Here is a 25,490-nt window from a genome sequence, read left to right on the forward strand (position 1 = left end):
CTTCTTGGGCTGCCCGGGGTCCGCTCGGGACCGTTCGGCCCGCACGGGCGCCCTGGGCCGAACGACCCCCGGCGGGGCCGAAACGCCCCTCGCGCGGGATCCCGCACGGGCGCCAGGGTGAAGGCGTCGGGACAGGGGGGCGAAAGGCGTGCGGAAGGTGGTGGACACGGTGGAGCTCCCCCTCGTGGTGGGCGTCGACGGCTCGCACCACAGCCTCCAGGCGGTGGACTGGGCGGTGGACGCGGCGGCCCGGCACGCGGTGCCGCTGCGGCTGGTCCACGCCTCGCTGTGGGAGCGGTACGAGGGCATCGCGCCCGCCGCCGACCCCGAGCGCCCCTGGGAGCAGATCAGGGACGAGGAGATCGCCTCGTCAGCCGCGGAGCGGGCTCGCCGCCGCGGCCCCGATGTGAAGGTCGCGGCCGAGGTCCTGCCGGAGGACCCGGTGGACGCGCTGCTGCGGGCCGGACGGGAGGCCTCCGGCGTGGTCGTCGGCTCCCGCGGCCGCGGCGAACTGGCCGGGCTGCTGCTCGGCTCGGTCAGCCTCGCGGTCGCCGCCCGGGCCGGCTGCCCGGTGACCGTCGTACGCGGCGGCGAGCCCAACCGGGGCGGCGCCTTCGGCCGGATCGTGCTCGGCGTGGGCGAGCCCGGCGAGGCGGGCGGCCCCTCGGCCGCGGCCCGGTTCGCCTTCCACGAGGCCGCGGCGGGCGGCCGCACGCTGGAGGCCGTACGGGCCTGGCGCGCGCCCGCCGGTGAGGTGACGGATGATCTGCTGCTGGAGGGGGACCCGGTACGGGCCCACTGGGCACGGGCGGAGCGGACGCTGGAAAACGCCCTGCGGGCCCCCGGACGGGACCACCCCGAGGTCACCGTGGACCGCGTGACGGTCGAGGGCACGGCCCGCAAGGCGCTCCTCCACGCGGCCGCCACCGCCGATCTGCTGGTCCTCGGCGCCCACCGCGGCCACGGGCACACCGCCGGGCCGCAACTCGGCCGCATCGCCCACGCGGCCCTGCACCACGCGCCCTGCCCGGTGGTGATCGTGCCGGAGCGGGACTGAACGGCAGGCGGTACGACCGGCGGGTACCCAACCGCACACCACGAGACAGGCATGCCACCGCCAGACCACGAGGGAGAGAGGTCCATGCCAGACGCACCGACCACGACGGGTTCGCCGGGCGGCGGGCTCGCCGACGACCGGATCCGCGCCCTGGACGCCCACTGGCGCGCCGCCAACTACCTCGCGGCGGGCCAGATCTATCTGCTGGCCAACCCGCTGCTGACCGAGCCGCTGCGCCCGGACCACATCAAGCCCCGGCTGCTGGGCCACTGGGGCACCTCACCCGGGCTCAACCTCGTCCACACCCATCTCAACCGCGTCATCAAGGACCGCGACCTGGACGCCATCTGCGTCTGGGGCCCCGGCCACGGCGGCCCCGCGGTGCTCGCCGGCTCCTGGCTGGACGGCAGCTACTCCGAGGTCTACCCGGACGTGAGCCGGGACGCGGCGGGCATGGCCCGGCTCTTCCGGCAGTTCTCCTTCCCCGGCGGGGTGCCCAGCCATGTGGCCCCCGAGACCCCCGGCTCGATCCACGAGGGCGGTGAGCTCGGCTACTCCCTCGCCCATGCCTACGGGGCCGCACTGGACAACCCCGGGCTGCTGGTCGCCTGCGTCATCGGCGACGGCGAGGCCGAGACCGGCCCGCTGGCCGGCTCCTGGCACGCCAACAAGTTCCTGGACCCGGTCCACGACGGCGCCGTGCTGCCGATCCTCCATCTCAACGGGTACAAGATCGCCAACCCCACGGTGCTCGCCCGGCTCCCCGAGCCCGAACTCGACGACCTGCTGCGGGGGTACGGCCACGAGCCGATCCACGTCGCCGGGGACGAACCGCTTCAGGTGCACCGGGCCATGGCGCACGCCCTGGACGAGGCGCTGGACCGGATCGCCCTGCTCCAGCGCACCGCCCGCGAGGAGGGCATCGCGGAGCGGCCGCGCTGGCCCGTCATCGTGCTCCGTACGCCCAAGGGCTGGACCGGGCCCGAGGAGGTCGACGGGCTGCCGGTGGAGGGCACCTGGCGCGCCCATCAGGTCGCCCTGCCGGGCGTCCGGGAGAACCCGGAGCACCTGCGGCAGCTGGAGCGCTGGCTGCGTTCGTACCGCCCCGAGGAGCTCTTCGACGCCGGCGGGCGGCCCCGGCCGCACCTGCTGGCCGAGGTCCCGGCGGGCGACCGCCGCCTGGGCGCCAATCCGCACGCCAACGGCGGACTGCTGCTGCGCTCGCTGCCCGTGCCCGGCCTGGAGCGGTACGCGGTCCCCGTGGACAAGCCCGGCGCGACGCTGCACGAGCCGACCCGGGTCCTCGGCGGGCTGCTGGAGCAGGTCATGGAGGACACCGCCGACCGCCGCGACTTCAGGGTGGTCGGACCCGACGAGACCGCCTCCAACCGGCTGGAGGCCCTCTACCACGCCACCGGCAAGGCGTGGCAGGAGTCCGTCGCGCCCACCGACGAGCACCTCAGCCGCAACGGCCGGGTCATGGAGATCCTCTCCGAGCACCTCTGCCAGGGCTGGCTGGAGGGCTATCTGCTGACCGGACGGCACGGCCTCTTCTCCTGCTACGAGGCGTTCGTGCACATCGTGGACTCCATGGTCAACCAGCACATCAAATGGCTGAAGGTGTCCCGTTCACTGCCCTGGCGGCGCCCGGTGGCATCCCTCAACTACCTGCTGACCTCCCATGTGTGGCGCCAGGACCACAACGGCTTCTCGCACCAGGACCCCGGCTTCGTGGACCATGTGCTCAACAAGAGCCCGGAGGTGGTGCGCGTCTATCTGCCGCCGGACGCCAACACCCTGCTCAGCGTGGCCGACCACGTCCTGCGCAGCCGCGACTACGTCAATGTGGTCGTCGCGGGCAAACAGCCCTGCTTCGACTGGCTCGATCTCGACCAGGCGCGCGCCCACTGCGCCCGCGGCGCCGGGACCTGGGACTGGGCCGGTACCGAGAACGGCGCGGGGGAGCCGGACGTGGTGCTGGCCGCCGCGGGCGATGTGCCCACCCAGGAGGTCATCGCGGCCGCCGGGATCCTCCGCCGCCATCTGCCCGATGTGGCCGTACGGGTGGTCAACGTGGTCGACATGACCCGGCTGCTGCCCAAGGAGGAGCATCCGCACGGGATGACGGACCACGAGTTCGACGCCCTCTTCACCCGCGACCGGCCGGTCATCTTCGCCTACCACGGCTATCCGTGGCTGGTGCACCGGCTGTCCTACCGCCGGGCGGTCCACCCCAACCTCCATGTGCGCGGCTACAAGGAGATGGGCACCACCACCACGCCGTTCGACATGGTGGTCCGCAACGACCTGGACCGCTACCGGCTGGTGATGGACGTCATCGACCGGACCCCCGGGCTCGCGGTGCGCGCCACGGCCGTACGGCAGCGGATGCAGGACGCCCGCACCCGCCACCAGGCCTGGATCCGCGAGCACGGCACCGACATGCCCGAGGTCGCCGAATGGTCCTGGACCGGCTGACCACCGGCCGGTGCCGCGCTCACCCGGTGGGGAAGTAGCCCTCCAGATAGGCGTTGCGGAACTTCCCCGCCGGGTCGTGCTCGGCCAGCAGCCCCGCGAAGTCGCCGGCCCGGTCGTACGAGGAGAGGACGCGCTCCGGCGCGGCCGTCGTCAGCTTGCCCCAGTGCGGCCGCGCCCCCAGCGGCAGCAGCGCCTCCTCCATCGCTCCCACCACCTCGATCACCGCATCGTGGTCCGGGACCCAGGTGAAGTGGAAGGCCACGCTGTCCCGGCCGTACGCGGGGCTCAGCCACAGCTCGTCCGCCGCGACCGTACGGACCTCGGACACCTGCACCACCGGCGCGATCCGGTCGCCGAGGCCGCGCAGCGCAGCGAACGCCGCCGAGGCGGACTCGCGCGGCAGCAGCAGCTCCGACTGGAGCTCATCGCCGTTGCTCGGGGTGAAGTCCGGGCGGAAGTGCGGCAGCCGCTCATGCCACGGCCCCGGCGCGCCCAGCTGCTCGGTGCAGTGCAGCGGCGGCATCGCGGGCACCGGGTGGTGGTGGCGGTTGGCCGGGCGGGCCCCCAGCCACGGCTGTTCGGGCTCGGGGGGATCGGGCAGGTCGGTGCGGCACTTCAGCCACACCACGCCCTCGCCCGAGTGCCAGTCGGTGAAGACGCTGACGCTGTAGGCGGCGCGGAAGATCTCCTCGAAGCTGTCGTCCAGCCGGTCGAGCGGCAGCCCGGTCCACACCCACTGCGCCACGTCGAAGGTGGGCTCGATGTCCAGCGTCATGGCGGTGACCACGCCAAGGCCGCCGAGCCCGACCACGGCCCCGTTCAGCCGGTCCCGGTCCTCGTCCCGGTCGAATCGGGTCACCTCCCCGTCGGGGCCGACGATCTCCAGCGCCGCGACCGCCGCCGCCAGACAGCGCTGGTCGCTCCCCGAGCCATGGGTGGCGGTGGTACAGGCCCCCGCGACCGTGATGTGCGGCAGCGAGGCGAGGTTGGCCAGCGCGAATCCCTCCGCGTGCAGGGCCTGGGCCACATGGGCGTACCGCATGCCCGCCGCGATGGTCGCGGTGCCCTTCCCGGGGTCTATCTCCACCCGGTGCGGCAGCCGGTCCAGGCTCACCAGATCGCCCTCGGTGTCGGCGATGCGGTTGAAGGAGTGGCCCGTGCCCAGTACCCGTACCCGGTCGGCGGAGCTGACGATCCGCCGCAGCTCGTCGACGCTGTCCGGGTGGTGCAGCCGGGCGGCGGAGAAGGTGATGTTCCCGGCCCAGTTCGTCGGGGCTTGGGTGGTCGGCATCCGTGTCGTCCTGTTTCGGCTGGAGGGCGAGGGGCGGGGGAGGGCGATGGGTGATGTTGTCAGCACCTTCGTACAGGTCCGCACCCTGATCCGTACAGACCCGGATTCGCCGTCCATGACCCGGACGGCCCAGCAGGACGGGCCGCCGCGCCGCGGTGCGCCCACGATGGGCGCATGACTGCCCCGAAGCCACGGCGTTCGAGGTCGGCACTGGTCGGCGAGCTCTGCGCGGAGTTCGCGGGCACCATGGTGCTGATCCTCTTCGGCTGCGGTGTGGTGGCGCAGGTCGTGGCGGGCGGCGACCTCACCAAGCCCCCGGGCGCGCTCGGCGATCACGACTCCATCGCCTGGGCCTGGGGGCTGGGCGTCACCCTCGGGGTGTATGTGGCGGCGCGGCTCAGCGGGGCCCATATCAACCCTGCGGTCACCCTCTCCCTGGCGGCCTTCAAGGGCTTCCCCTGGAGCAAGGTCCTGCCGTACACCGCGGCCCAGACGGTCGGCGCGTTCGTCGGGGCCCTGCTGGTGCGCTGGAACTACACCGAGGCGCTGGGCCACGCCGACCCGGGGCACACCTTCAAGACCCAGTTCGTCTTCTCCACCCTGCCCGGCAACGGAGTCCTTCCGGTGAGCGAATGGGGCGCGCTGCGCGACCAGATCATCGGCACCGCGATCCTGGTGCTGCTCATCTTCGCCGTCACCGATGTGCTGAACTCCGCCCCGAAGGCCAATCTGGGGCCCTTCGTCATCGGGCTGATCGTGGTCGCGATCGGCATGGCCTGGGGCGCCGACGCGGGGTACGCCATCAACCCCGCCCGTGACTTCGGCCCCCGGCTGGCCAGTTACCTCACCGGATACGGCAGCGCGTGGCGGGACCAGTACGGGGACCTGTACTTCTGGGTGCCGATCGTGGGCCCGCTGATCGGCGGACTCATCGGTGCCGCCCTCTACCAGGTCCTGGTCAGCCGCTTCCTCCCGGCGGCCGAAGCGGAGGTGGGCCGCACCCCGACCCCCGAGTAGCCGATCCGGGCCGTACCCCACCCACGAGAGGCGGCAGCATGCCGGAGTTCATCGGTGCGGTGGACCAGGGAACCACCAGCACCCGCTTCATGATCTTCAACCACGACGGTGACGAGGTGGCGCGGTACCAGCTGGAGCACGGGCAGATCCTGCCGCGCGCGGGGTGGGTCGAGCACGATCCGGTGGAGATCTACGAGCGCACCAACTCGGTGATGCAGAACGCCCTCCGCGCGGGCGGGCTCTCCCCCGCCGACCTGACCGCGATCGGCATCACCAATCAGCGCGAGACCACGGTGATCTGGGATCCGCGCAACGGCCGCCCGTACTACAACGCCATCGTCTGGCAGGACACCCGCACCGACGCCATCGCGGCCGCGCTGGAACGGAACGGCAAGGGCGAGGTCATCCGCCGCAAGGCGGGGCTGCCGCCCGCCACCTACTTCTCCGGCGGCAAGATCAAGTGGATTCTTGACAACGTCGAGGGCGTCCGCGAGGCCGCGGAGGCCGGCCACGCCCTCTTCGGCAACACCGACGCCTGGGTGCTGTGGAACCTCACCGGCGGACCCGGCGCCGGCATCCACGCCACCGATGTCACCAACGCCAGCCGCACCATGCTGATGGACCTGGAGACGCTGGACTGGGACGACGAGCTGCTGGAGATCTTCGGCATCCCGCGGGCCATGCTGCCGACGATCAATCCCTCCTCCCACCCCGAGGCGTACGGCCAGGCCCGCACCTCCCGCCCGCTGCGCACCGCCACCCCCATCACCGGCGTCCTCGGCGACCAGCAGGCGGCCACGGTCGGCCAGGTCTGCTTCGCCCCCGGCGAGGCCAAGAACACCTATGGCACCGGCAACTTCCTGCTGCTCAACACCGGAACGGAGCTGATCCGCTCGACCAGCGGGCTGCTCACCACCGTGGCGTACCAGTTCGGCGACAGCCCTCCCGTGTACGCCCTGGAGGGCTCGATCGCCGTCACCGGCTCGGCCGTCCAGTGGCTGCGCGACCAGATGAAGATGATCGACGACGCCGCGGGCAGCGAACGGCTCGCCCGCACCGTCGAGGACAACGGCGGGGTGTACTTCGTACCCGCCTTCTCCGGGCTCTTCGCCCCGTACTGGCGCTCCGACGCCCGCGGCGCGATCGTCGGCCTCACCCGCTTCAACACCAACGGCCACATCGCCCGCGCCACCCTGGAGGCCATCTGCTACCAGAGCCGGGACGTGGTCGAGGCCATGGAGCGGGACGCCGACATCCACATGGACGTCCTGCGGGTGGACGGCGGGGTCACCGACAACGAGCTGTGCATGCAGATCCAGGCCGATGTGCTGGGCGTACCGGTCAGCCGTCCGGTCATCGTCGAGACCACCGCCCTGGGTGCCGCCTACGCCGCGGGCCTGGCCACGGGGTTCTGGCGGGACACCGACGAGCTGCGCTCCCACTGGAGCGAGTCCAGGCGGTGGGAGCCCCAGTGGGACGAGAGGACCAGGAAGGAGGGGTACACGGGCTGGAAGAAGGCCGTCCAGCGCACCCTGGACTGGGCCACGGTCGAGTAGCCGGTTGCGCAGGGCGTCCCGCGGCGGTTCGCTGGAAGTACCCGGTGGTGGCCGAGACACCCTGGGAGCGCGTCGTGTCCGCCACCACCACCGCCTGTCAGTGATCGACGCGGAGGTGATCCAGGTGAAAGCCGTCGTCTATGAGAAGCCCTACTCGGTGGCGGTGAGGGACGTCGACGATCCTCGGATCGAGCATCCGAACGATGTGATCGTGCGCGTCACCTCCAGCGCGATCTGCGGCTCCGATCTGCATATGTACGAGGGCCGGACGGCGGCCGAGCCCGGCATCGTCTTCGGGCACGAGAACCTCGGCGTAGTCGAGGAGACCGGTTCCGGCGTCGTCTCGCTGGCCAAGGGCGACCGCGTGGTCATGCCGTTCAACGTGGCCTGCGGATTCTGCAAGAACTGCCTCGCGGGCGACACCGGCTTCTGCCTCACCGTCAACCCGGGTTTCGCGGGCGGCGCCTACGGCTATGTGGCGATGGGCCCGTACAAGGGCGGCCAGGCCGATCGGCTGCGGGTGCCCTTCGCCGACTTCAACTGCCTGAAGCTGCCGCAGGGCGATGAGCTCGAGACCGACTTCATCCTGCTCGCCGACATCTTCCCGACCGGCTACCACGGCTGTGAGCTGGCCGAGGTCTCCCCGGGCGAGAGCGTGGCCGTCTACGGCGCGGGCCCGGTGGGGCTGATGGCCGCCTACTCCGCGCTGCTGCGCGGCGCCGCCACGGTGTTCGTGGTGGACCGGGTCCCCGAGCGGCTGGAGAAGGCCAGGGAGATCGGCGCCGTCCCCATCGACTTCAGCAAGGGCGACCCGGTGCCGCAGATCATGGACCGCACCGGCGGCGAGGGCACCGACAAGGGCATCGACGCGGTGGGCTACCAGGCCCAGGCGCACGACGCCAGTCATGAGGAGCCCGCGTCGGTGCTCAACTCGCTGGTCGACACGGTGCGGCCGACCGGACGGCTCGGAGTGCCGGGGCTGTACGTCCCCTCCGACCCCGGCGGCCCGGACGAGCACGCCAAACGCGGTCAGCTGCTGGTCTCCATCGGCCGGATGTTCGAGAAGGGCCAGCGTATGGGCACGGGCCAGTGCAACGTCAAGCGCTACAACCGCCAGCTGCGTGACCTGATCATCGCCGGCCGCGCCCGGCCCAGCTTCGTGGTCTCCCATGAACTGCCGCTGGACCAGGCCCCGCAGGCGTACGAGAAGTTCGACAAGCGGGTCGAGGGCTACACCAAAGTGGTGCTGCATCCGGCGCTCGCCGCCTGACGGCCCCTCGGCGCCGTGGCCCCGCCATCTCCTGCGGCCACCCGCGACCTAAAAGGTCACTGAATAGGGCGATATGCACCATACTTGGTTATGTGCACCCGAACGGCTGTCTCGTCCAGCTCCGGGAGGAGGAGCGATCATGAAGAACTCCCGGGTGGCACTGGCCTTCGTCAGTGGCTATCTCTTCGGGCGCGGCCACAGGGGGACCTTGGTCCTCGGCCTCGCCGGCCTTGCCGCGGGCAAGCGCCTCAGCTCCGGTATCAGCCCACCGGGCGCCGAGCAGCTGAAGTCCTCCGAGCTCGGCAGGCTCGGCCAGGACATCGGCAGCCGGCTGGTCTCCGCGGGCCGCGAGGCGGCCATGTCGGCGGCCAGCAACCGCATGGACGCCCTGAGCGACCGGCTGGAGCGGCGCGCCGCGACCCTGCGCACCGGTGGTGCGACCGGTGGTGCGGGGGAGCGGGAGCCGGAGGCCGGGGAGCACGAGGAACCGGAGGAGCACGACGACGAGCGCGAGGAGCGCGGGAGCGCCACGCGGTCCCGCGAGGGCGGGCAGCGCGAGCGCGCCGGCGGGCAGCGAAAGCCGACCGACCGTCCGGCGCAGACCAGGAAGCGGACCGGCTCCGAAAGGCCCGCGCGGCGAAGCCAGAGGTGAGGGCCATGGCTGAGGAAACCAAGGGGCGGACTGGAGAGCTCGCCCGGGACCTGCCCACCGACCGCCTGCTGAAGGAGGCGCAGGGCCTGCTGACGGCGCTGGGCGAGCGAGCCCTGGCATCCGTCACCCACCTGGGGAACCCCGGGACGGGCGCGCTGAAGGGGGGTCTCGAGCAGGTCAGGGACAAGGTCGTCGACACGGCCAAGGACCAGGTCAAGGATCAGGTCAAGGAGAAGGTCAAGGGCCAGTTCAAGGAGAAGGTCGTCGACAAGGCGAAGAGCATCATCCCGGGCCTCGGCGGCGGCGGTGACGGCGGCAAGGGCGGCAAGAAGCTCAAGGTCACCAACATCGTGGAGCAGATGGACGTCGGCGCGCCCCTCTCCCTCACCTACAACCTCTGGACGGAGTGGGAGAACTTCCCCTCGTACATGAAGAAGGTCGAGGCCGTCCAGAACGAGGACGAGGACGAGGTCGGGATCGAATCCGAGTGGAAGGCCCAGGTCTTCTGGTCGCACCGCAAGTGGCGGGCCGAGGTCGTCGAGCAGGTGCCGGACAAGCGCATCATCTGGACGTCGCGGGCCGACAAGGGCCATGTGGACGGCACGATCACCTTCCACGAGCTGGCCCCCGAGCTCACCCGCATCCTGTTCGTCCTGGAGTACTACCCGCAGGGCTTCATGGAGCGCACCGGCAACCTCTGGCGCGCCCAGGGCCGCCGGGTGCGCCTGGAGATGAAGCACTTCCGCCGCCACCTCATGCGCGAGGTGCTGCTCGAACCCGACGAGATCGTGGGCTGGCGCGGCGTGGTGCGCGACGGCGAGATCGTGGAGGACGACGAGCGAGAGGGGCGGGAGCGCGAGGAGGAGCCCGAGGAGGAGCGCGAGGAGGAGCCCGAGGAGGGCGAGGAGCCGGAGGGCGAGTACGAGGACGAGGAGCCCGAGGAGCCCGAGGAGGACGAGGACGAGGAGCCCCGGGACGAGGACGAGGAGCCCCGGGACGAAGACGAGGAGGAGTACGAGGACGAGGAGCCCGCACGGCGCCGCGCGCGCCGCTGACGGACCCCGTCCCCGGAACGGGTGAGCGCGGTGACCGTAGCACGGCAGCAGCAGAGCCAGTATCTGGACCGGGCGAGTTCCAGCGCCCTGGTCGACGTGGTCGACCTCATCCTGGACAAGGGCCTGGTCATCGACGTGTATGTGCGGGTGTCCCTGGTGGGCATCGAGATCCTGACCATCGACGCCCGTATCGTCGTCGCCAGCGTGGACACGTATCTGCGGTTCGCGGAGGCGACCAACCGACTCGATCTGGCCCGCAGCGGCACCGAAACCCACGGTCTGCCCGGCCTCATGGACGAGATCCAGGAGGGCGGCGGCAAGAAGAAGACCAAGGGAGCCCTGGAGGGCGTCAAGGAATCGGTCTCCGATCTGCTGCGGGACGATGACGACGATGACGACGAGGACCGGGAACCCGAGGCCGAGGAGCGGGAGCGGCCCCGGCGCACCAGGGGTTCCCCCAGCCACAGGGAGCGCGAGCGGTGATGCCCGAGGACGGACGTGCCTGCTATGTCTACGGGGTCGTCATGGACGACCGGCCCGATGAGTCGGTCAAGGACCTGCCGGCCGTCGGGGACCCGGAGGCCCCGGTGACCCTGGTCCGCCAGGGCGGCCAGGCCGCGGTGGTCAGCGAGGTGCCCGTCGACAAGCCGCTGGGCACCCCCGAGGACCTGCGCACCCACGCCAGGGTGCTGGACCACCTGGCCGCGCAGGGCTCACCGGTGCTGCCGTTCCGCTTCGGCACCGTGGTGCGGGACACCGCGGCGGTCGCGGACGAGCTGCTGGCCGAGGGGCACGACGACTTCGCCCGCGGCCTCGACCGGCTCCGCGGCCGTACGCAGCTCACCGTGCGGGCCCGCTATGACCAGGACGCGGTGTTGCGCGAGGTGGTGACCGAACAGCCGGAGGCCAGACGGCTCCGCGACGAGTTGCGGGGGCTGCCCGAGGACGCGGGCTACGAGCAGCGGATCGAACTCGGCCAGCTCGTCATGGACAGCATCGCCGCGAAGCGGAGCGTGGACGCGCTGGAGCTCGACCGGCGGCTGGCGCCGTACGCGCTGGGCTCGGTGTCGGAGGAGCCGGCGTCCCCCGAGGGGCTGATCAACGCCTCGTTCCTGGTGGAGGACGCGAAACGGCAGGCGTTCGAGGAGGCGGCCGAGGAGCTCGCCGCGCACTGGCACGGCCGGGTCCGGATGCGGCTGCTCGGCCCGCTGGCGCCGTACGACTTCGTGGCCGAGGCGACGCTCGAAGTGGCCGACGCGGCGCTCGAAGTGGCCGACGCGGCGCTCGAAGAAGACGCGGCGCTCGAAGGGAAGAACGCGACGCTCGAAGGGAAGGAAGGCGACGAGTAGCCATGGGACTGTTCACCGGCCTGGCCACGCTGCCGCTGGCCCCGGTGCGGGGTGTCGTCTGGATCGCCGAGCGGATCCATGACGAGGCCCATCGGCAGCTGTACGACCCCGGGGTGATCAAGCAGCGGCTGGAGGAGGTCGCGGAGGCCCGGGAGAGCGGGGAGCTCACCGAGGAGGAGGCGGCCCGCGAGGAGGACGAACTGGTCCGCAGGCTGATGTCCCAGGGGCCGCCCGACGGGGGCCTGGAGGTATGAGCCGTGCCCCGCGAACGGCCCCGCGAGGAACGCCACCGCGAGGAGAGGCCACGCGCCCGGCCCCGTGAGGAGCGGCGGGAGCGGCGCGAGCACGAGCCGGAACGGGAGCGGCGGCGCGAGCCCGAGCGGGAGCGCCCCCGCCCCGGGCGTCCCGCGCTCGTGGCCCGTGACGCCGCGCGCAGCGCGGCCCGCCACGTGCGGGGGCTGACCGGGCGGACCCCGGAGGGCGTCACCTCGCTGGAGCGCACCGAGGACGGCTGGACCATCGGCATCGAGGTGGTCGAGACCCACCGGATCCCCGACTCCACCGACATCCTCGCCGAGTACCGGGTCGAGCTGGACGACCGCGGCGAACTCGTCTCCTACCGCCGCACCGAGCGCTACTACCGGGGCAGGGCGGAGAACCGGACATGAACCAGAGCTCCGACTGGAACCCGCCGGTCCGGCGCACCGGCACCGCACGCGAACCCGCCCGCCGGGGCGCCGAGCCGTCCAGCCTGGCCGACATCCTGGAGCGGGTGCTCGACAAGGGCATCGTCATCGCGGGCGACATCCAGATCAATCTGCTGGACATCGAACTGCTGACCATCAAGATCCGGCTGCTGGTCGCCTCCGTGGACCGGGCCAAGGAGATGGGCATCGACTGGTGGGAGCACGACCCCTCGCTCTCCTCCGGCGCCCGGGACGTCCTGGAGGAGAACGAGCGGCTGCGGCGGCGCGTCGGCGAGCTGGAGGACGGCCGCGGCGCGCGCCGGGAGGACGACCACGGGACCCACGGCGCGGAGCGGGAGGACGAACGGTGAACCGGGAGGACGAACGGTGAACGGTTCCCTCGCCACCTGGCTGTACGCGGTGACGGCCGCCCCGGAGGACGGCACCCCGCCGCGGGGGCTGACCGGTGTGGCGGACGAGCCGGTGCGCCTGGTGGAGAGCGCGGGGCTGGCCGCCGTCGTGGGCTCCGTACCGCTGGAGGACTTCGGCGAGGACGCGCTGCGTGACCATCTGGAGGACCTGGAGTGGCTGGAGCGCACCGCACGCGCCCACCACCGGGTGATCAACGGCGCGGCCCGCCACGGCCAGGTCATCCCGCTGCGCTTCGCCACGCTCTACCACGACGACGACCGGGTCCGCGCGATGCTCCGGGAGCGCCGGGACGACTTCACGGCCACGCTGCGGCGGGTGGCGGGCCGCACCGAGTGGGGCGTCAAGGCGTATGTCGACCCCAGGTCCTTCCTGCCCGACCCGGACGAGCCCACCGGCGGCGAGGAGAGCCCGGGGACCGCCTATCTGTTGCGGCGGCGGGCCCAGCGGCAGGACCAGGAGACCGCGCATCTGCGCGCGACCGAGCGGGCCGAGGGGATCCACGCCTCGCTCGCCGCGCTGGCGGTGGCCACGGCCGCCCATCCACCGCAGGACACCGCGCTGGCCGCGTACGAGGGGTGGATGGTGCTGAACAACTCCTATCTGGTGCCCGACGCCCTCGGTGCGGAGTTCACCGCCCTGGTGACCGACCTGGGGGAGCGCTACCCCGCCGTCACCCTGGAGATCAGCGGCCCCTGGCCGCCGTACTCCTTCACCGCCCCGCCGGAGCGGGCGGAGGAGGCCCAGCCGGAGGAGACGCCGTCGTGACCCGGGCGATCGAGCGGCGGGAGGTGGCCCTGGTCGACCTGCTCGACCGGGTGCTCGCCGGAGGCGTGGTGATCGCGGGGGAGATCACCCTGAGCATCGCCGACATCGACCTGGTGCGGATCTCGCTGCGCGCCCTGATCGCCTCCGTACGGGTGGAGAACGAGGAGGGGCGGGAGGGGGACCGCCGCGATCGCCGTGAAGGGGGACCGCCATGACGGACGACCGCGCCCCCCGGCGGCCCGGACGGCGGATCGAGGTGGACGAGGAGTCGGTCCGCAGGAGCCTGGCCGGGCTGGTGCTCACCATCGTCGAGCTGCTGCGGCAGCTCATGGAGCGGCAGGCGCTGCGCCGCGTCGAGCAGGGCGGCATCAGCGATGAGCAGATCGAGGAGCTCGGGCTGACGCTGATGGCCCTGGAGCGGAACATGGCCGAGCTGCGGGAGCACTTCGGGCTGACCGAGGACGACCTCAACCTGGACCTGGGCCCGCTGGGCCCCCTGCTGCCCCGCGACCGCTGACCGGCCCGCAGACCCTCGGACGGCCCCGGGCCCCACCCCTGCCCTGCCGCTGACCAGGCAGTCCGGCGCCGATTCGCGAGACACCTGGGCCGGGTCCCGCGGTCGCCGAGTACTGTGCGGGTGTGGGGATCACGCTCAACCTCCAGCGCGCCCGACCGGCCGACGTGCACGTCGGCCGGTCACCGCTGGCCGAGCTCATGTCGGCGCTGCACATCATGGCCGAGCCCGACCACCACCCCGAGGCCCAGCGCTGGACGCGGCGGCTCGAAACGGCGCTCGCCCCCTCCCTCGCCCATGAGATGAGCGCCCTGTCCCCGCTGTGGGCCCGGCTCCGCTGCCGGCTGCTGTTCCCGCTGGAGCTCCCGCTGGACCAGCCCTTCGAGGACGAGCTGCGCCATCTGGAGAAGCTGCCGCTCGAGGAGTTCGTGGGCCTGTGCTCCCAGGGGGTGCTCGGCTTCCGTGAGGCCGTGCCCCCGGCCAGCAGCCTGCTCACCGACCCCGAGGCCGCCGAGCGCTATGTGGAGCAGTGCGAGCGGCGCTCCTTCCGGCGGGGCGAGCTGGCCCACGACCTGGTGGCCTCGCCCGAGGGGCTGCGCGACCGGCTCCTGTGCTTCCTGGAATCCTGCGCCGAGGCGTTCTTCGCCTCCGAGTGGCGCTCGGTCCGTGACCGGCTGGAGTCGGCCGCCGCCCGGGTCCGTGCCGACATCCGGCGGCGCGGTCTGGCCGAGGTGCTGGCCGGGCTCAGCCCCACCGCGGTGGTCTCCCGGGGCGGCTCGCGGGTGCGCTACGACAAGCTGGCGGTCGCCGAGATCGAGATCGGCCCGCGCCCGCTCTTCCTGCTCCCCTCCGTCCACGTCTGGCCGCATCTGACCGTCAAGGACGAGGAGTGCCACCCCGTGGTGCTCCAGTTCGCCGCCCGGGAGGGCGACACGGCCGATCAGCTGACCCAGGCCGAGCTGCGCGCCCGGATGTCCGCGCTGGCGTCCCTGGGCCGGATGGAGCTGTGCCGCCATCTGCTGGGCGAGCCCATCACCACCACCGAGCTGGCCCAGCGGCTGGGGCTCGCCGATACGCAGGTCTCCCGCACCCTGCGCCAGCTCAGGGACGCCGGGCTCATCGAGTCCGAGCGCGAGGGCAAGTACGTCTACCACCGGCTGGCCACCAACACCCTGCTCCGGCTGGGGCAGGACGTGCTGGCGACCATCATGCGGTGACGGCCGTGCGCCGGTGGCCGGTCAGCCCGGACGGGTCCACAGCAGCACCGCCGAGGGGTGGTCGGCGTCCATGTGGACGCGGTTGGTCGCCACCACCTTGCGGCGGCTCACCGCCTCCGGCACCCCCGTGTTGGAGTTGACGTCGAACCGGGGGAAGTCGCTCGAGGAGATGTCCACCCGCAGCCGGTGCCCGGTCTCGAAGCGGTTGGCCGTGTCCGGCGCCGGGATCTCGATCTCGTAGACCTCGCCCGGCTCCAGCGGCTCCGGGCGCTCGAAGGACTTGTGGAAGCGGCAGCGGAAGATGCCCTCGGTGAGGTTCATCGCGAAGCCGTGCGGATAGTCCTCGTTCGGCGGATGCACATCGACCAGTTTCACCGTGAAGTCGGTGTCCGGCGCGGACGAGGAGATGAACAGCCGCGCGGTGACCGGCCCGGCCACCACCAGCGGCTCCTCCAGCGGCGGGGTGGCCAGCGAGATCACATCGGGCCGGGAGTTCAGCGGCAGATACGGCGGCCGGGCACCGTAGAACCGCTCGTCCGGCACCTGGTCGAAGGCGCCGCCGACCATCACCGGCTCGCCCGAGGTGACCTGGCCGCCGAGCGTGGGCACCGGGTCGTTCGGGTCGAAGTCGTACTCCACCCAGGCCCGTGTCGCCGTCGGCCGCTCCCGGCTCAGCTCGCCCGAGGCGTGGCAGTGGAACGCGGTCTCCCGGGCCCCGGCCGGGGGCCACTGGGTGTCGGTGTGCCACCGGCCGCCGTGCCGCATCCGCCCGGTCTCGTCCCGCCGGCCGTCCCCGCCACCCATCAGGAAGTACTGGACCCGTGGGATCGACTCCGGGTCGCCGCCCCCCAGCACCGCGTCGAACCAGCGCTGCCGGAAGGACAGATACGAGTCGTCCACATTGCCGCTGAGGGTGGCGGCGGGCCCGAAGTCCACATCACCGGAGAACGTGACACAGCGCAGTCCGTGTTTCCACGGCCCCATCACCAGATACGCCGGGGACCGCTTGAGCCGGCCCATGGCGGTGAAGTTCTCGATGGTGGAGCGGACATACGGGTCGTACCAGCTGGACATGTGCAGCGTCGGCACATCCGGGAAGCGGTCGTAGTGGCCGCGCCCGTAGATGGCCGGCTGGCGCCAGTACGCCCCGAAGGCGTCATGCCGCCACTGGTCCAGCAGATAGCGCTCGTAACTGTCCACCTGGCGCAGCGGTGAGACACCGGTCCGCCACGGCAGCACGGTGAACCAGTCGCGCAGATCCGTCCCCGCGAACGCCTTGCGCACCAGCGGGTCCCGCTCCGCCTCCGGGCTCTCCTCACCGTGCCGGAAGGCCCAGGTGATCTGCTTGAGCTCGAAGGCGCCGCCCATCCGCATCCCGGCCTCGTAGGCGCTGGCGAAGCCGCCGGAGTCCATGAACATCGCGGACAGCCCGGCGGGGGACTCGGCCGCGGCGGCCGTCTGGGCGTGGGCCGAGTAGGACACGCCCATCATGGCCACCCGGCCGTCGCACCAGGGCTGGGCGGCGATCCAGTCGATGGTGTCCGCCCCGTCCGGCCCCTCGCCGAGGTACTTCACGAAGGTGCCCTCGGAGTCGCCGCGGCCCCGGCAGTCCTGCCGCACCACGTGATATCCGGCGCGGACGAAGAACGCCGAGGTCTCCTCGGGCGTGGGCACCGGCTCGTCGTGGCGGCTGCGGTCGGAGTCGCGCATCCGCCGGCGGCCGTACGGGGTCCGCTCCAGGATGACCGGGCGGGGCCCCGGCCGCTCCTGGTCGGTGAAGAGATCGGCGGCCAGGACGATCCCGTCCCGCACGGGGATGCGCAGGGTGCGTCGCCACACCCGCTCGTCCAGCGGGCGGGCGGGCTCCTCCCGGGCCGCCCGCCCTCTGTCGCCGGTCGTTTCGGTCTGACTGGTTCGTGCCATGGAAGATCTCACTGGGTCTGGGATTGCTTGGAGCCGTTGAGGGCGATCTGGTCCCGGGTGACGGTGGACAGCGGCAGCCCCCACTGACCGAAGAGCTTGGCGTAGGTGCCCGATTCGTACATCTTCCGGAGCCCCTTGACGATCACGGGCGCGAGCCCGGAGCCCTTCTTGGCCTGGATGCCGTAGATGGCCGTCGCGGCGGGCAGGTCCAGCATGTCCTTCAACTCGAGTGTCTCGAAGCGGTCGTGCGAGTTCTGGCTCACCGAGGTGTTGGAGGCGCTGGGCGCGGCCACCGCCTCCACGCGCTTGCTCTGGAGCGCCAGCGAGGCGGCGGGCAGATCGGTGTAGAGCTTCACGTCCACCGACGGCTTGCCCTTGGCGGCACACCGCTTGTTCTGCGCCGCGAGCACGTTCTGCGTTCCGGCGCCCTTCTCGACGCCGACCTTGTGGCCGCAGACCTCGAGGCCGTTCTTGGGGCGGAAGGAGCCGTCCTTGAGCACCATCATCGTCACACTGCTCTGCGCGAAGTCGGCGAAGTCCACCTCCTTCTGGCGCTCGGTGAAGTCCCCGGAGGGCGCGCTGAGGTCGATCCGGCCGGACTTCAGCCCCGGGATGACCGCGTCGAAGTTGGTCCGCTCCACCTTGATCTTTATGTCGAGCAACGAGGAGAGCTGCGCGGCCAGTTCGGGGACCAGCCCGGTGATCTTCCCGTCGGACTCGAAGGTGACATACGGCGCGTACTCGCTGACGCCCATGATCAGCGTCTTCTTGGTGTAGGCCTGGGGCACCTCGGCGGCCAGCGCGCTGTCCTTGGGCTCGGGGGCGAGCGTGACCGCCGGACGGCTCTTGCTGTCCTTGCCGTCCTCGGGGGTGTCGTCCACCGAACAGGCCGACAGGCCGAGGGTCAGAGAGGCCAGCAGGGCGCATGCGGCGACATGGGGACGGTTGCGCATGGGTGCTCCATTCCGGGAGGTGGGGGGTGGCGATGCGGTGCTACGGGACCGGTCAGCGGCCCCAGACGGTCTCGGCGACGCGCCGTACGTTGCCTCCGGCCAGCTTGGCCACGTCCGCTTCGGAGTAGCCGCGGTCGAACAGCCACCGGATCATATTGCCGACGGCCTCCGCGGGGTTCTCACAGCCCCGTACGTACTCGACCTCCTCGTGCGGCGGCAGTTCGGGGGCCTTGCCGTCGTGCGCGTCGTCCTTGCCGAAGAGCGGGGCGAACGTCCGGTGCCAGGCGGTGTGATCGCCGAAGTTGGTGTCCGGGCCGAAGGCCACATGGTCGATGCCGACCAGATCGATACAGCGCTCGATGTGCTCCATCACCGAGTCCAGATCGTGCCGGGGGTGGCGGGCGGTGATGGTCGTGTGCGGCGCCGCCTCGACGCCGATGAACCCGCCGGACCCGGCGCAGGCCCGGATCACATCGTCGGGCTTCATCCGCGGGGTCGGCCACAGCGCCCGGGACCCGGCATGGGTGATCACCACGGGGGCGGTGGAGCGGCGCACGGCGTCCAGGGCCGTCGCGTCCCCGCTGTGCGAGACATCGACGATGATCCCGAGGTCGTTCATCCGGCGCAGCGCCCGGCGGCCGAGCAGGGTCAGACCGGTGTCCCCGGCATCGGCGAGCCCCGAACCCAGCTGATTGCTCTCGCTGTAGACCAGGCCGAGCAGCCGTACGCCAAGACCGTAGAGCAGATCGAGCCGGTCGACGTCATTGCCGATGGGGGAGGCGGACTCCAGGGTCAGCACCACGCCCACCTGGTGGCCGGCCCGCGCCCGGTCGGCGTCCTCGAGGGTGCGGACGGGCGCCACCAGCCGCTGATGGGCGAGGTCCGCCTGGCGCATGGCCAGATCGCTGACCGCGTCGTCCCAGTCCCAGGGGGCATGGGAGCGGATCATGCTCACGGCGGCCGGGCCGCCGTCGAAGAACAGGTCCACCCCCGAGTGGGCGATGCCCTCGTAGGGGATCGACTCCCGGCCCTGGCGGCGGTACGCGGCGAAGTCGCCCGGATCGGCGGGGCGCAGCGAGAGGTGGTCATGGGCGGAGATCACCAGATGGCGCTCCTCGAAGTCCCGCGCACGCGCCTCGACGTCCTCGCTCCACGTCAGCGCGGCCCCGGGGACCCGTCCGAGCGCGGGCGCCAGCTCGAAGGCGCGGTAGTCCTCCCCGGCCGCCAGATACTGGTACGAGCGGTAGGAGTCCCACAGCTTCAGGCGCCGGGCGGTCTTGGCGGGCAGGGGGAGTTCGGTGCTCATGGGCTGACCTTCGACAGGAACATACGGGTGCGGTCGTGTGCGGGAGCGCGCAGCAGCGCGTCCGGGGTGCCCTCCTCGACGATCCGGCCGTCGTCCATGAAGACGATCCGGTCGGCCACGTCGGCGGCGAAGCGCATCTCGTGGGTGACGACGACCAGCGTCATGCCGTCGCGGGCCAGGTCCTTGATGACGTTGAGCACCTCCTGCACCATCTCGGGGTCCAGCGCGGAGGTCGGCTCGTCGAAGAGCATCACCTTGGGGCGCATCGCCAGTGCGCGGGCGATGGCCACCCGCTGCTGCTGGCCGCCGGAGAGCTTGTCCGGATAGCTGTCCAGCTTGTGGGCGAGCCCCACCCGGGTCATCAGCTCCACGGCCCGTGCGTCGGCCGCGGCCTTGGAGAGCCGGAGCACCCGGCGCGGGGCCTCCACGATGTTCTCGCGGGCGGTGAGGTGGGGGAACAGATTGAAACTCTGGAACACCATGCCCATCGCCGAGCGCTGGGCGGCCAGCTCCCGGGCGCCGAGGTCATGCAGGGTGCGCCCGCGCAGCTGATAGCCGATCACGCTGCCGTCGACCACCACCACGCCCTGGTCCGGCACTTCGAGGTGATTGACACAGCGCAGCAGTGTGCTCTTTCCGGACCCGGAGGGACCGATCAGGCAGACCGTCTCACCTCGGTGGATATCCAGGGAGATGCCGTGCAGTACCTCGGTGCCGCGGAACGACTTGCGGATCCCGCGCAGGGAGACGATGGCCTGCGATTCCATTTGCGATGCCGCGGTCATACCGAGTGCTCGATCCTCTTCACTCTCCCGGCCTTGTCGGCCGAAATCAGGGTGTGTCGTCCCAGACGTCGCTCCAGGCGCTGCTGAAGAAGAGTAATGGCGCCAGTGATGATCATGTACCAAATGGCGGCCACGATCAACAGGGGAACGGTCTGGAAGTTCTTGGCGTAAATCAGCTGGACCGAGTACAGCAGGTCGGCCAGGGTGATCACGCTGACCAGAGAGGTGGCCTTGAGGAGAGATATCAGCTCATTTCCCATCGGAGGGACGATCACCCGCAGCGCCTGGGGGAGGGTGATGCGGAAGAAGATCTGAGCCGGCGTCAACCCCAGTGCGGATGCCGCCTGACGCTGGCCATCGGGAACAGCCAGCAGCCCGGACCGGATCAACTCCGCGATGTACGCGGTCTCGTGGAGGGTCAGACCGATGATCGCGGCGGTCAGCGGACCGATGACGCTGTTCGAATCGAAGGTGACGAAACGCGGCCCCCAGGGAATTCCGAGGGACAGCGTCGGAAAGAGGGCCGCGAGGTTGTACCAGAAAAGCAGCTGCACCAGCATTGGAATGCTGCGGAAAACCCAGATGAAGGCGGCCGCGACCGTGGACATAAGTCGGGAGTCGCCCATGCGCATCAGCGCGACCACGGTGCCGCACACCAATGAGAGAACCATTGTCACCGCGGTCATTCCAATGCTGACCCCGATGCCCTTCATCACCCGGATCTCGAAGAAGTATTTGCCGACGGTTTCCCACTCGAAACGAGGGTTGGTGAATATCGTGGTCACCGCCATCGCGGCCAGTACCAGCGCGATCGCATTGGCCACCAGAAGTCCGGGACGCCGTCGCTTCGCGCGTTTGAGCACGGACGGCTCGGGTAGTGCATCGACGTTGAGGACTTTGGTCATGGTGTGCCTTCGGACGGTCGGGTCGCGGCAGAATTACCGCATCCTAAAACCGTGCCCACGGCCGTCCGGCAACAGTTGACACAGAACGGTCAACCGTAAACGGGGGAATGCGTCCGTCCGCCCGGAGCGGCCGGGCGGACGGACGGACGCGCGTTGGCGGAGGGCGCTCCGCCGGGCCTACAGCCCCTTTTCGAACGGAAGCGGACCAATGGTCTCCGGGTCGGCCGATACATCGAACAGCGGGGTGTAGCCGGTGGCCAGATACAGCCCGCGTGCCTCCGGCTGACGGGGCCCGGTGGTGAGGTGGATCCGGCGGTAGCCGCGCTCGGCGGCCGACCGCTCCAGCTCCGCCACCACCCGGCGGGCCAGCCCGCGCCGCCGGTGGCCCGAGTGCGTCCAGATCCGCTTGAGCTCCGCCGTCCGCTCGTCGTACCGCCGGTACGCGCCCCCGGCGACCGGCTCACCGCCCTCCAGCAGCAGAAGCAGCTCCCCGTGCGGCGCGGCGAACTCCTCGGCCGGATAGCGGTTCAGCTCGCCGTCGGCCGCCCTGCCGTAGCGGGTGGAGTACTCATGCGCCAGCTCGCGCAGCAGCGGCTCGACCCGTGGGTCGTCCACGGTCACCCGGACCACCGTCAGCCGGGGCTGGGGCTGGGGCCGCGGCCGGGGCTGGGGCTGGGGCTCGGCCACGGAGGTCATCAGCGCACCGCCGCGAGGGTCTGCGGGCCCCGGGCCGCGCGCTCGGCGTCCCGTTTGGCGACCTCTTCCCGGACGATCGGGATGACATGGCGGCCGAAGTCGATCGCGTCGCCCAGCAGGTCGTAGCCGCGTGCGGAGAGGATGTCCACGCCCAGGTCGTAGTAGTCAAGCAGCGCCTGCGCCACCGTCTCCGGGGTGCCCACCAGGGCGTTGGAGTTGCCCGCGCCACCGGTGGCGGCGGCGGTCGGGGTCCACAGCGCCCGGTCGTAGCGCTCACCCGCCTCGGCGATGGAGATCAGCCGCTGTGAGCCGGTGTTCTGCGGAGACGTGGCCTCCGCGGTGCCCCTGCGGTGGTGGCGTACGGTCGTCGCCTCGCCCCGCTCCTTACGGGTGCGGATGGCGTCCACCGTGCGGTGCGCCTTCTCCCAGGCCAGCTCCTCGGTCGGGGCGATGATCGGCCGGAACGCCACCTGGATCCTCGGCACATCGCTCCGCCCGGCCGCGGCGGCGGCCGCCTTCACCGCCGCGATCTGCTCGGCGGTCCGCTCCAGCGGCTCGCCCCACAGGCAGTAGATGTCGGCCTCGGCCCCACCGGCCGCGTAGGCCGCGGGGGAGGAGCCGCCGAAGGAGACGCCCGGGCGCGGCCGCTGGACGGGGAAGACATCGCTGACGAAGTCGTGGAAGCGGTAGTGCTCGCCCTCGTGGTCGAAGGGCTCATGGGTGGTCCAGATCTTCTTGACGATCCGTATGTACTCACGGGTGCGCGCGTAGCGCTCGTCCTTGGTGAGGGTGTCGCCCTCCCGCCGCTGCTCATGGTCGTTGCCGCCGGTGATGAAGTGCACCGTCAGCCGGCCGTCGCTGATCTGGTCGAGCGTGGCGAAGGTCTTCGCGGCGTACGTGGGGTAGGAGACGTTGGGGCGGTGGGCCAGCAGGATCCGGAGCCGGTCCAGCCTGGCGGCGATGTACGCGGCGGCGGGCGCGGGATCGGGCGAGCCGGAGCCGTAGGCGAACAGCACCCGGTCCCAGCCGTGGTCCTCATGGGCCCGGGCGAGCCGCAGGGTGTACTCCTTGTCGAAGGCCGCGCCGGAGCGCGGCCCGGTCTCGGAGCCGTCGTTGGTGGCGGCGATGCCGAGGAACTCCACGGGCATGGGGTGACCTTTCGGAGGGCGAGGAAGCCGAGGAAGGTGAGAGAGCGGGAAGCGCCACGGACCCGGGAAGCGGCGTTGGCCTACCGGGGTGATGGCGCGTCAGGCGCGGGATGCGACGGGCGAGGGCCCGGGATCAGAGGAGGGCGACGGCCGGTTCGGCGGCCCGCTGCCGGGTCAGCCGGAACAGGAGGCGGACCACACCCGACCGAAGTCGATGTGGTCGCGGGTGACCAGGGGCAGCTCAGTCCTCACTCGCATCATTCAGCACCTCAGGGGCGCGTTCCGTCAACCGCTGTCCACATCGTGACGCCTGCGGCGAGCCGTTCCCCTCCCCGCCCCTTCCCTCGACTGGGGCTCCGCCCCAGGCCCCGCTCCTCAATCTCCCCCAGCTACCGCTGGGAGGCGCCCCCTGGAGGGGCTGGAAGGCGGGGCTCCGCCCCCGGCCCCGGGGCCGGAGGGGGGCGAAGTCCCCGCCATGCGGCGGAGCCGCGTGCCGATGCCGCGGGAAGGGGTGGGGAGTGCGCGTGGTCCGCCGGACCCTCCGTGGGCCCTCTTTCAGCGGCCCGCCACCGGCTCCGGTGTGCCCGGTCGCTCCGAAGTGGTCGTGAGCCGGTCCGGACCGCGGCCCGGCAGTAGCGCGGCGACCGCGAGGGCCATCAGCGCGGCGCCGCCGCCGATCGCGAAGGCGGTGCGGAAGCCATCCAGGGACGGGAGCTCGACGGGGCCGAACGCGGTGGTCATATGGGCGAGGACGACGCCGACCACCGCACTGGCGGTGGAGGTGCCGATGGACCGCATCAGAGTGTTGAGGCCGTTGGCCGCGCCCGTCTCGGACACCGGCACCGCCGACATGATCAGCGCGGGCATGGCGGAGTACGCGAGGCCGATCCCGGCGCCGATCACACACGAGATGACCACGATCTGCCACACGGCGTCCATCAGGAAGATGCCCATGCCGTAGCCGACGGCGATCACCGCGGCGCCGAGCATCAGCGAGGTCTTGGGGCCCCGGGTGGCCGTGATCCGCGCGGACAGCGGGGAGATCGCCATCATCACCAGACCGGACGGGCCCAGGCACAGACCGGCGGTCATCATCGACTGGCCCAGTCCGTACCCCGTGGCCTCGGGCATCTGGAGCAGCTGCGGCAGCACCAGCGACATCCCGAACATCGCGAAGCCGATGACGATGGAGGCCAGATTGGTCAGCAGCACCTGACGGCGCACGGTGGTGCGCAGATCCACCAGCGGTCCGCTCACCCGCAGCTCCCACCGGCTCCACAGCAGCAGCACGACCACCGCCGCGGCGAACAGTCCGGTGGTGACGCCGCTGGCCCAGCCCCAGTCGGCGCCCTTGGAGATGGCCAGCAGCAGACAGAGCAGCCCGGCCGACAGCCCGAGGGCGCCCACCAGGTCGAACCGCCCGCCGCCGCGCACCGGGGACTCCGGTACGACCGTCAGCACCAGCGCGATCACCACCGCGCCCAGGCTCGCCGAGACCCAGAACAGCACATGCCAGTCGGCGTGTTCGGCCAGCGCCGCGGCGCCGGGCAGACCGAGGGCGCCGCCGACGCCCAGCGAGGAGCTCATCAGGGCCATCGCCGAGCCGAGCCGTTCGGCGGGCAGTTCATCGCGCATGATGCTGATGCCCAGCGGGATCACGCCCGCGGAGAAGCCCTGGAGCGCACGGCCGACGATCATCGGCGTGAGCGTGTCGGAGAGCGCGCACACCACCGATCCGACCACCAGCATCGCCAGGCTGAGCAGCAGCGTCCGCCGCTTGCCGTACATGTCGCCGAGCCGGCCGAGCACCGGGGTGGCCACGGCGCCGGCGAGCAGGGTGGCGGTGATCGCCCAGGAGGCGTCCGAGGCCGAGGTGTGCAGCAGTTCCGGAAGGTCCGGGACCAGCGGCACCACCAGGGTCTGCATCAGGGAGACGACGATCCCGCCGAACGCCAGGACGGCGACCACCGGACCGGAGCGCGGCGGGTGGGCGGTCAGCGCCGCTTCGGGGGCATCGGGGGTTGGAGGTGAGGAAGTCACGGTGGTCCTTCGTCGGGGCATGGCCGATTCACAGCAGTGCCGCAGCAGTGTCGCACAATTTTGTGTAACTGGTACGTCAAATATGGGCGCCCCGGTCGTCCGGCGGCTCCTCGGCCATGTCGCGGTAGATCTCCCGCAGTTCACGCTCGAGGATCTTGCCGCTGGGATTCGGCGGCGCCTCGGTGAGCCGTGTAGCGGGGCAGGAGAAGCCGGATCGGCGCCGGGCGGTCCGGCGTCTGCCAGGGGAGAGCTGAGGGCGATCTCCAGGGGCTGCGGGGTCACGGAGTTGGGGTGTTCGCCGATCCGTAGCGGCTTGGATGGTCACTCGTTCGAGTAGGTCTGCCGGACTAGGGAGTGGTCGTCAACGTAGCGGTCCGGCCCAGCTCGACAGGATG

25 protein-coding genes are annotated in these 25,490 nt (G+C 71.4%); 16 read left to right on the forward strand and 9 right to left on the reverse strand.

The window, feature by feature from the left end; all coding sequences use genetic code 11:
• The first annotated feature begins 169 nt into the window (after positions 1-169).
• Together ABD329_RS10340 and ABD329_RS10345 are read left to right on the forward strand one after the other, a co-directional pair.
• A complete protein-coding gene (locus ABD329_RS10340; protein WP_198278622.1) occupies positions 170-1,057 on the forward strand; it encodes a universal stress protein in 888 nt (295 codons plus the stop codon).
• A gap of 84 nt (positions 1,058-1,141) precedes the next feature.
• Positions 1,142-3,535 carry a phosphoketolase family protein gene (locus ABD329_RS10345; protein WP_198278621.1) on the forward strand — a complete coding sequence of 798 codons (2,394 nt, stop codon included), beginning with the start codon at positions 1,142-1,144 and terminating at the stop codon, positions 3,533-3,535.
• A gap of 19 nt (positions 3,536-3,554) precedes the next feature.
• On the opposite strand, the gene ABD329_RS10350 is transcribed toward ABD329_RS10345, so the two are convergent.
• Positions 3,555-4,826 carry an FAD-binding protein gene (locus ABD329_RS10350; RefSeq protein WP_198278620.1) on the reverse strand — a complete coding sequence of 424 codons (1,272 nt, stop codon included), beginning with the start codon at positions 4,824-4,826 and terminating at the stop codon, positions 3,555-3,557.
• Positions 4,827-5,000: 174 nt separating this feature from the next.
• Here ABD329_RS10350 and ABD329_RS10355 point away from each other — a divergent pair, with 174 nt between their 5' ends.
• From ABD329_RS10355 to ABD329_RS10420, 14 genes are all read left to right on the forward strand, one after another.
• Entirely contained in the window at positions 5,001-5,843 is an 843-nt protein-coding gene (locus ABD329_RS10355; protein ID WP_198278619.1) for an MIP/aquaporin family protein, read from the forward strand.
• A gap of 38 nt (positions 5,844-5,881) precedes the next feature.
• Positions 5,882-7,399, forward strand: a complete 1,518-nt coding sequence (gene glpK, locus ABD329_RS10360; protein ID WP_344316255.1) for a glycerol kinase GlpK — start codon at positions 5,882-5,884, stop codon at positions 7,397-7,399.
• Positions 7,400-7,523: 124 nt separating this feature from the next.
• Positions 7,524-8,669 (forward strand): glutathione-independent formaldehyde dehydrogenase, encoded by a 1,146-nt coding sequence (locus ABD329_RS10365; protein ID WP_198280503.1) that lies wholly within the window; start codon positions 7,524-7,526, stop codon positions 8,667-8,669.
• A 139-nt stretch (positions 8,670-8,808) separates the two neighbouring features.
• Positions 8,809-9,321, forward strand: a complete 513-nt coding sequence (locus ABD329_RS10370; protein WP_198280495.1) for a hypothetical protein — start codon at positions 8,809-8,811, stop codon at positions 9,319-9,321.
• A 5-nt stretch (positions 9,322-9,326) separates the two neighbouring features.
• Entirely contained in the window at positions 9,327-10,376 is a 1,050-nt protein-coding gene (locus ABD329_RS10375) for an SRPBCC family protein (RefSeq protein ID WP_198280496.1), read from the forward strand.
• Positions 10,377-10,406: 30 nt separating this feature from the next.
• Positions 10,407-10,859, forward strand: coding sequence for a gas vesicle protein GvpJ (gvpJ, locus tag ABD329_RS10380; RefSeq protein ID WP_198280497.1), 453 nt, complete (start codon positions 10,407-10,409; stop codon positions 10,857-10,859).
• Positions 10,859-11,725: a GvpL/GvpF family gas vesicle protein gene (locus ABD329_RS10385; RefSeq protein ID WP_198280498.1), complete on the forward strand. Its 867-nt coding sequence runs from the start codon at positions 10,859-10,861 to the stop codon at positions 11,723-11,725. Before gvpJ ends, ABD329_RS10385 begins: the two co-directional genes overlap by 1 nt.
• 2 nt (positions 11,726-11,727) lie before the next feature.
• Positions 11,728-11,979 (forward strand): gas vesicle protein GvpG, encoded by a 252-nt coding sequence (locus tag ABD329_RS10390; protein WP_198280499.1) that lies wholly within the window; start codon positions 11,728-11,730, stop codon positions 11,977-11,979.
• 3 nt (positions 11,980-11,982) lie between these two features.
• Entirely contained in the window at positions 11,983-12,393 is a 411-nt protein-coding gene (locus ABD329_RS10395; RefSeq protein ID WP_198280500.1) for a gas vesicle protein GvpO, read from the forward strand.
• Positions 12,390-12,782 (forward strand): gas vesicle protein, encoded by a 393-nt coding sequence (locus ABD329_RS10400; protein ID WP_246618947.1) that lies wholly within the window; start codon positions 12,390-12,392, stop codon positions 12,780-12,782. Before ABD329_RS10395 ends, ABD329_RS10400 begins: the two co-directional genes overlap by 4 nt.
• Positions 12,783-12,798: 16 nt before the next feature.
• Positions 12,799-13,608 carry a GvpL/GvpF family gas vesicle protein gene (locus ABD329_RS10405; RefSeq protein ID WP_198280501.1) on the forward strand — a complete coding sequence of 270 codons (810 nt, stop codon included), beginning with the start codon at positions 12,799-12,801 and terminating at the stop codon, positions 13,606-13,608.
• Positions 13,605-13,823 carry a gas vesicle protein gene (locus ABD329_RS10410; protein WP_198280502.1) on the forward strand — a complete coding sequence of 73 codons (219 nt, stop codon included), beginning with the start codon at positions 13,605-13,607 and terminating at the stop codon, positions 13,821-13,823. Before ABD329_RS10405 ends, ABD329_RS10410 begins: the two co-directional genes overlap by 4 nt.
• Positions 13,820-14,125: a gas vesicle protein K gene (locus ABD329_RS10415; RefSeq protein WP_020866465.1), complete on the forward strand. Its 306-nt coding sequence runs from the start codon at positions 13,820-13,822 to the stop codon at positions 14,123-14,125. The genes ABD329_RS10410 and ABD329_RS10415 overlap by 4 nt, the downstream gene beginning before the upstream one ends.
• 122 nt (positions 14,126-14,247) lie before the next feature.
• Positions 14,248-15,339 carry a DUF5937 family protein gene (locus tag ABD329_RS10420; protein ID WP_344316256.1) on the forward strand — a complete coding sequence of 364 codons (1,092 nt, stop codon included), beginning with the start codon at positions 14,248-14,250 and terminating at the stop codon, positions 15,337-15,339.
• A 21-nt stretch (positions 15,340-15,360) separates the two neighbouring features.
• Here the strand turns inward: ABD329_RS10420 and ABD329_RS10425 are convergent, their stop codons facing one another.
• The 8 genes from ABD329_RS10425 to ABD329_RS10460 all read right to left on the reverse strand — a co-directional run bounded on the left by ABD329_RS10425 (position 15,361) and on the right by ABD329_RS10460 (position 25,095).
• Complete coding sequence (locus tag ABD329_RS10425) at positions 15,361-17,262, reverse strand: CocE/NonD family hydrolase (RefSeq protein ID WP_198280529.1); 1,902 nt, start codon at positions 17,260-17,262, stop codon at positions 15,361-15,363.
• Positions 17,263-17,270: 8 nt separating this feature from the next.
• Positions 17,271-18,215 carry a transporter substrate-binding domain-containing protein gene (locus ABD329_RS10430; protein ID WP_198280530.1) on the reverse strand — a complete coding sequence of 315 codons (945 nt, stop codon included), beginning with the start codon at positions 18,213-18,215 and terminating at the stop codon, positions 17,271-17,273.
• Positions 18,216-18,267: 52 nt separating this feature from the next.
• Positions 18,268-19,521, reverse strand: coding sequence for a dipeptidase (locus ABD329_RS10435; RefSeq protein WP_198280531.1), 1,254 nt, complete (start codon positions 19,519-19,521; stop codon positions 18,268-18,270).
• Positions 19,518-20,306, reverse strand: a complete 789-nt coding sequence (locus ABD329_RS10440) for an amino acid ABC transporter ATP-binding protein (RefSeq protein WP_281404705.1) — start codon at positions 20,304-20,306, stop codon at positions 19,518-19,520. Before ABD329_RS10440 ends, ABD329_RS10435 begins: the two co-directional genes overlap by 4 nt.
• Entirely contained in the window at positions 20,303-21,211 is a 909-nt protein-coding gene (locus tag ABD329_RS10445) for an amino acid ABC transporter permease (protein ID WP_198280532.1), read from the reverse strand. Before ABD329_RS10445 ends, ABD329_RS10440 begins: the two co-directional genes overlap by 4 nt.
• A 177-nt stretch (positions 21,212-21,388) precedes the next feature.
• Positions 21,389-21,907, reverse strand: coding sequence for a GNAT family N-acetyltransferase (locus tag ABD329_RS10450; protein ID WP_344316258.1), 519 nt, complete (start codon positions 21,905-21,907; stop codon positions 21,389-21,391).
• A complete protein-coding gene (locus ABD329_RS10455) occupies positions 21,907-23,055 on the reverse strand; it encodes an LLM class flavin-dependent oxidoreductase (protein ID WP_198282355.1) in 1,149 nt (382 codons plus the stop codon). Before ABD329_RS10455 ends, ABD329_RS10450 begins: the two co-directional genes overlap by 1 nt.
• A 555-nt stretch (positions 23,056-23,610) precedes the next feature.
• Complete coding sequence (locus ABD329_RS10460; RefSeq protein WP_198281337.1) at positions 23,611-25,095, reverse strand: MFS transporter; 1,485 nt, start codon at positions 25,093-25,095, stop codon at positions 23,611-23,613.
• Between the last annotated feature and the right edge of the window lie 395 nt (positions 25,096-25,490).

The sequence above is a fragment of the Streptomyces javensis genome (assembly GCF_039525925.1).
In the GTDB taxonomy this organism is placed as follows: Bacteria; Actinomycetota; Actinomycetes; order Streptomycetales; family Streptomycetaceae; genus Streptomyces; species Streptomyces asiaticus.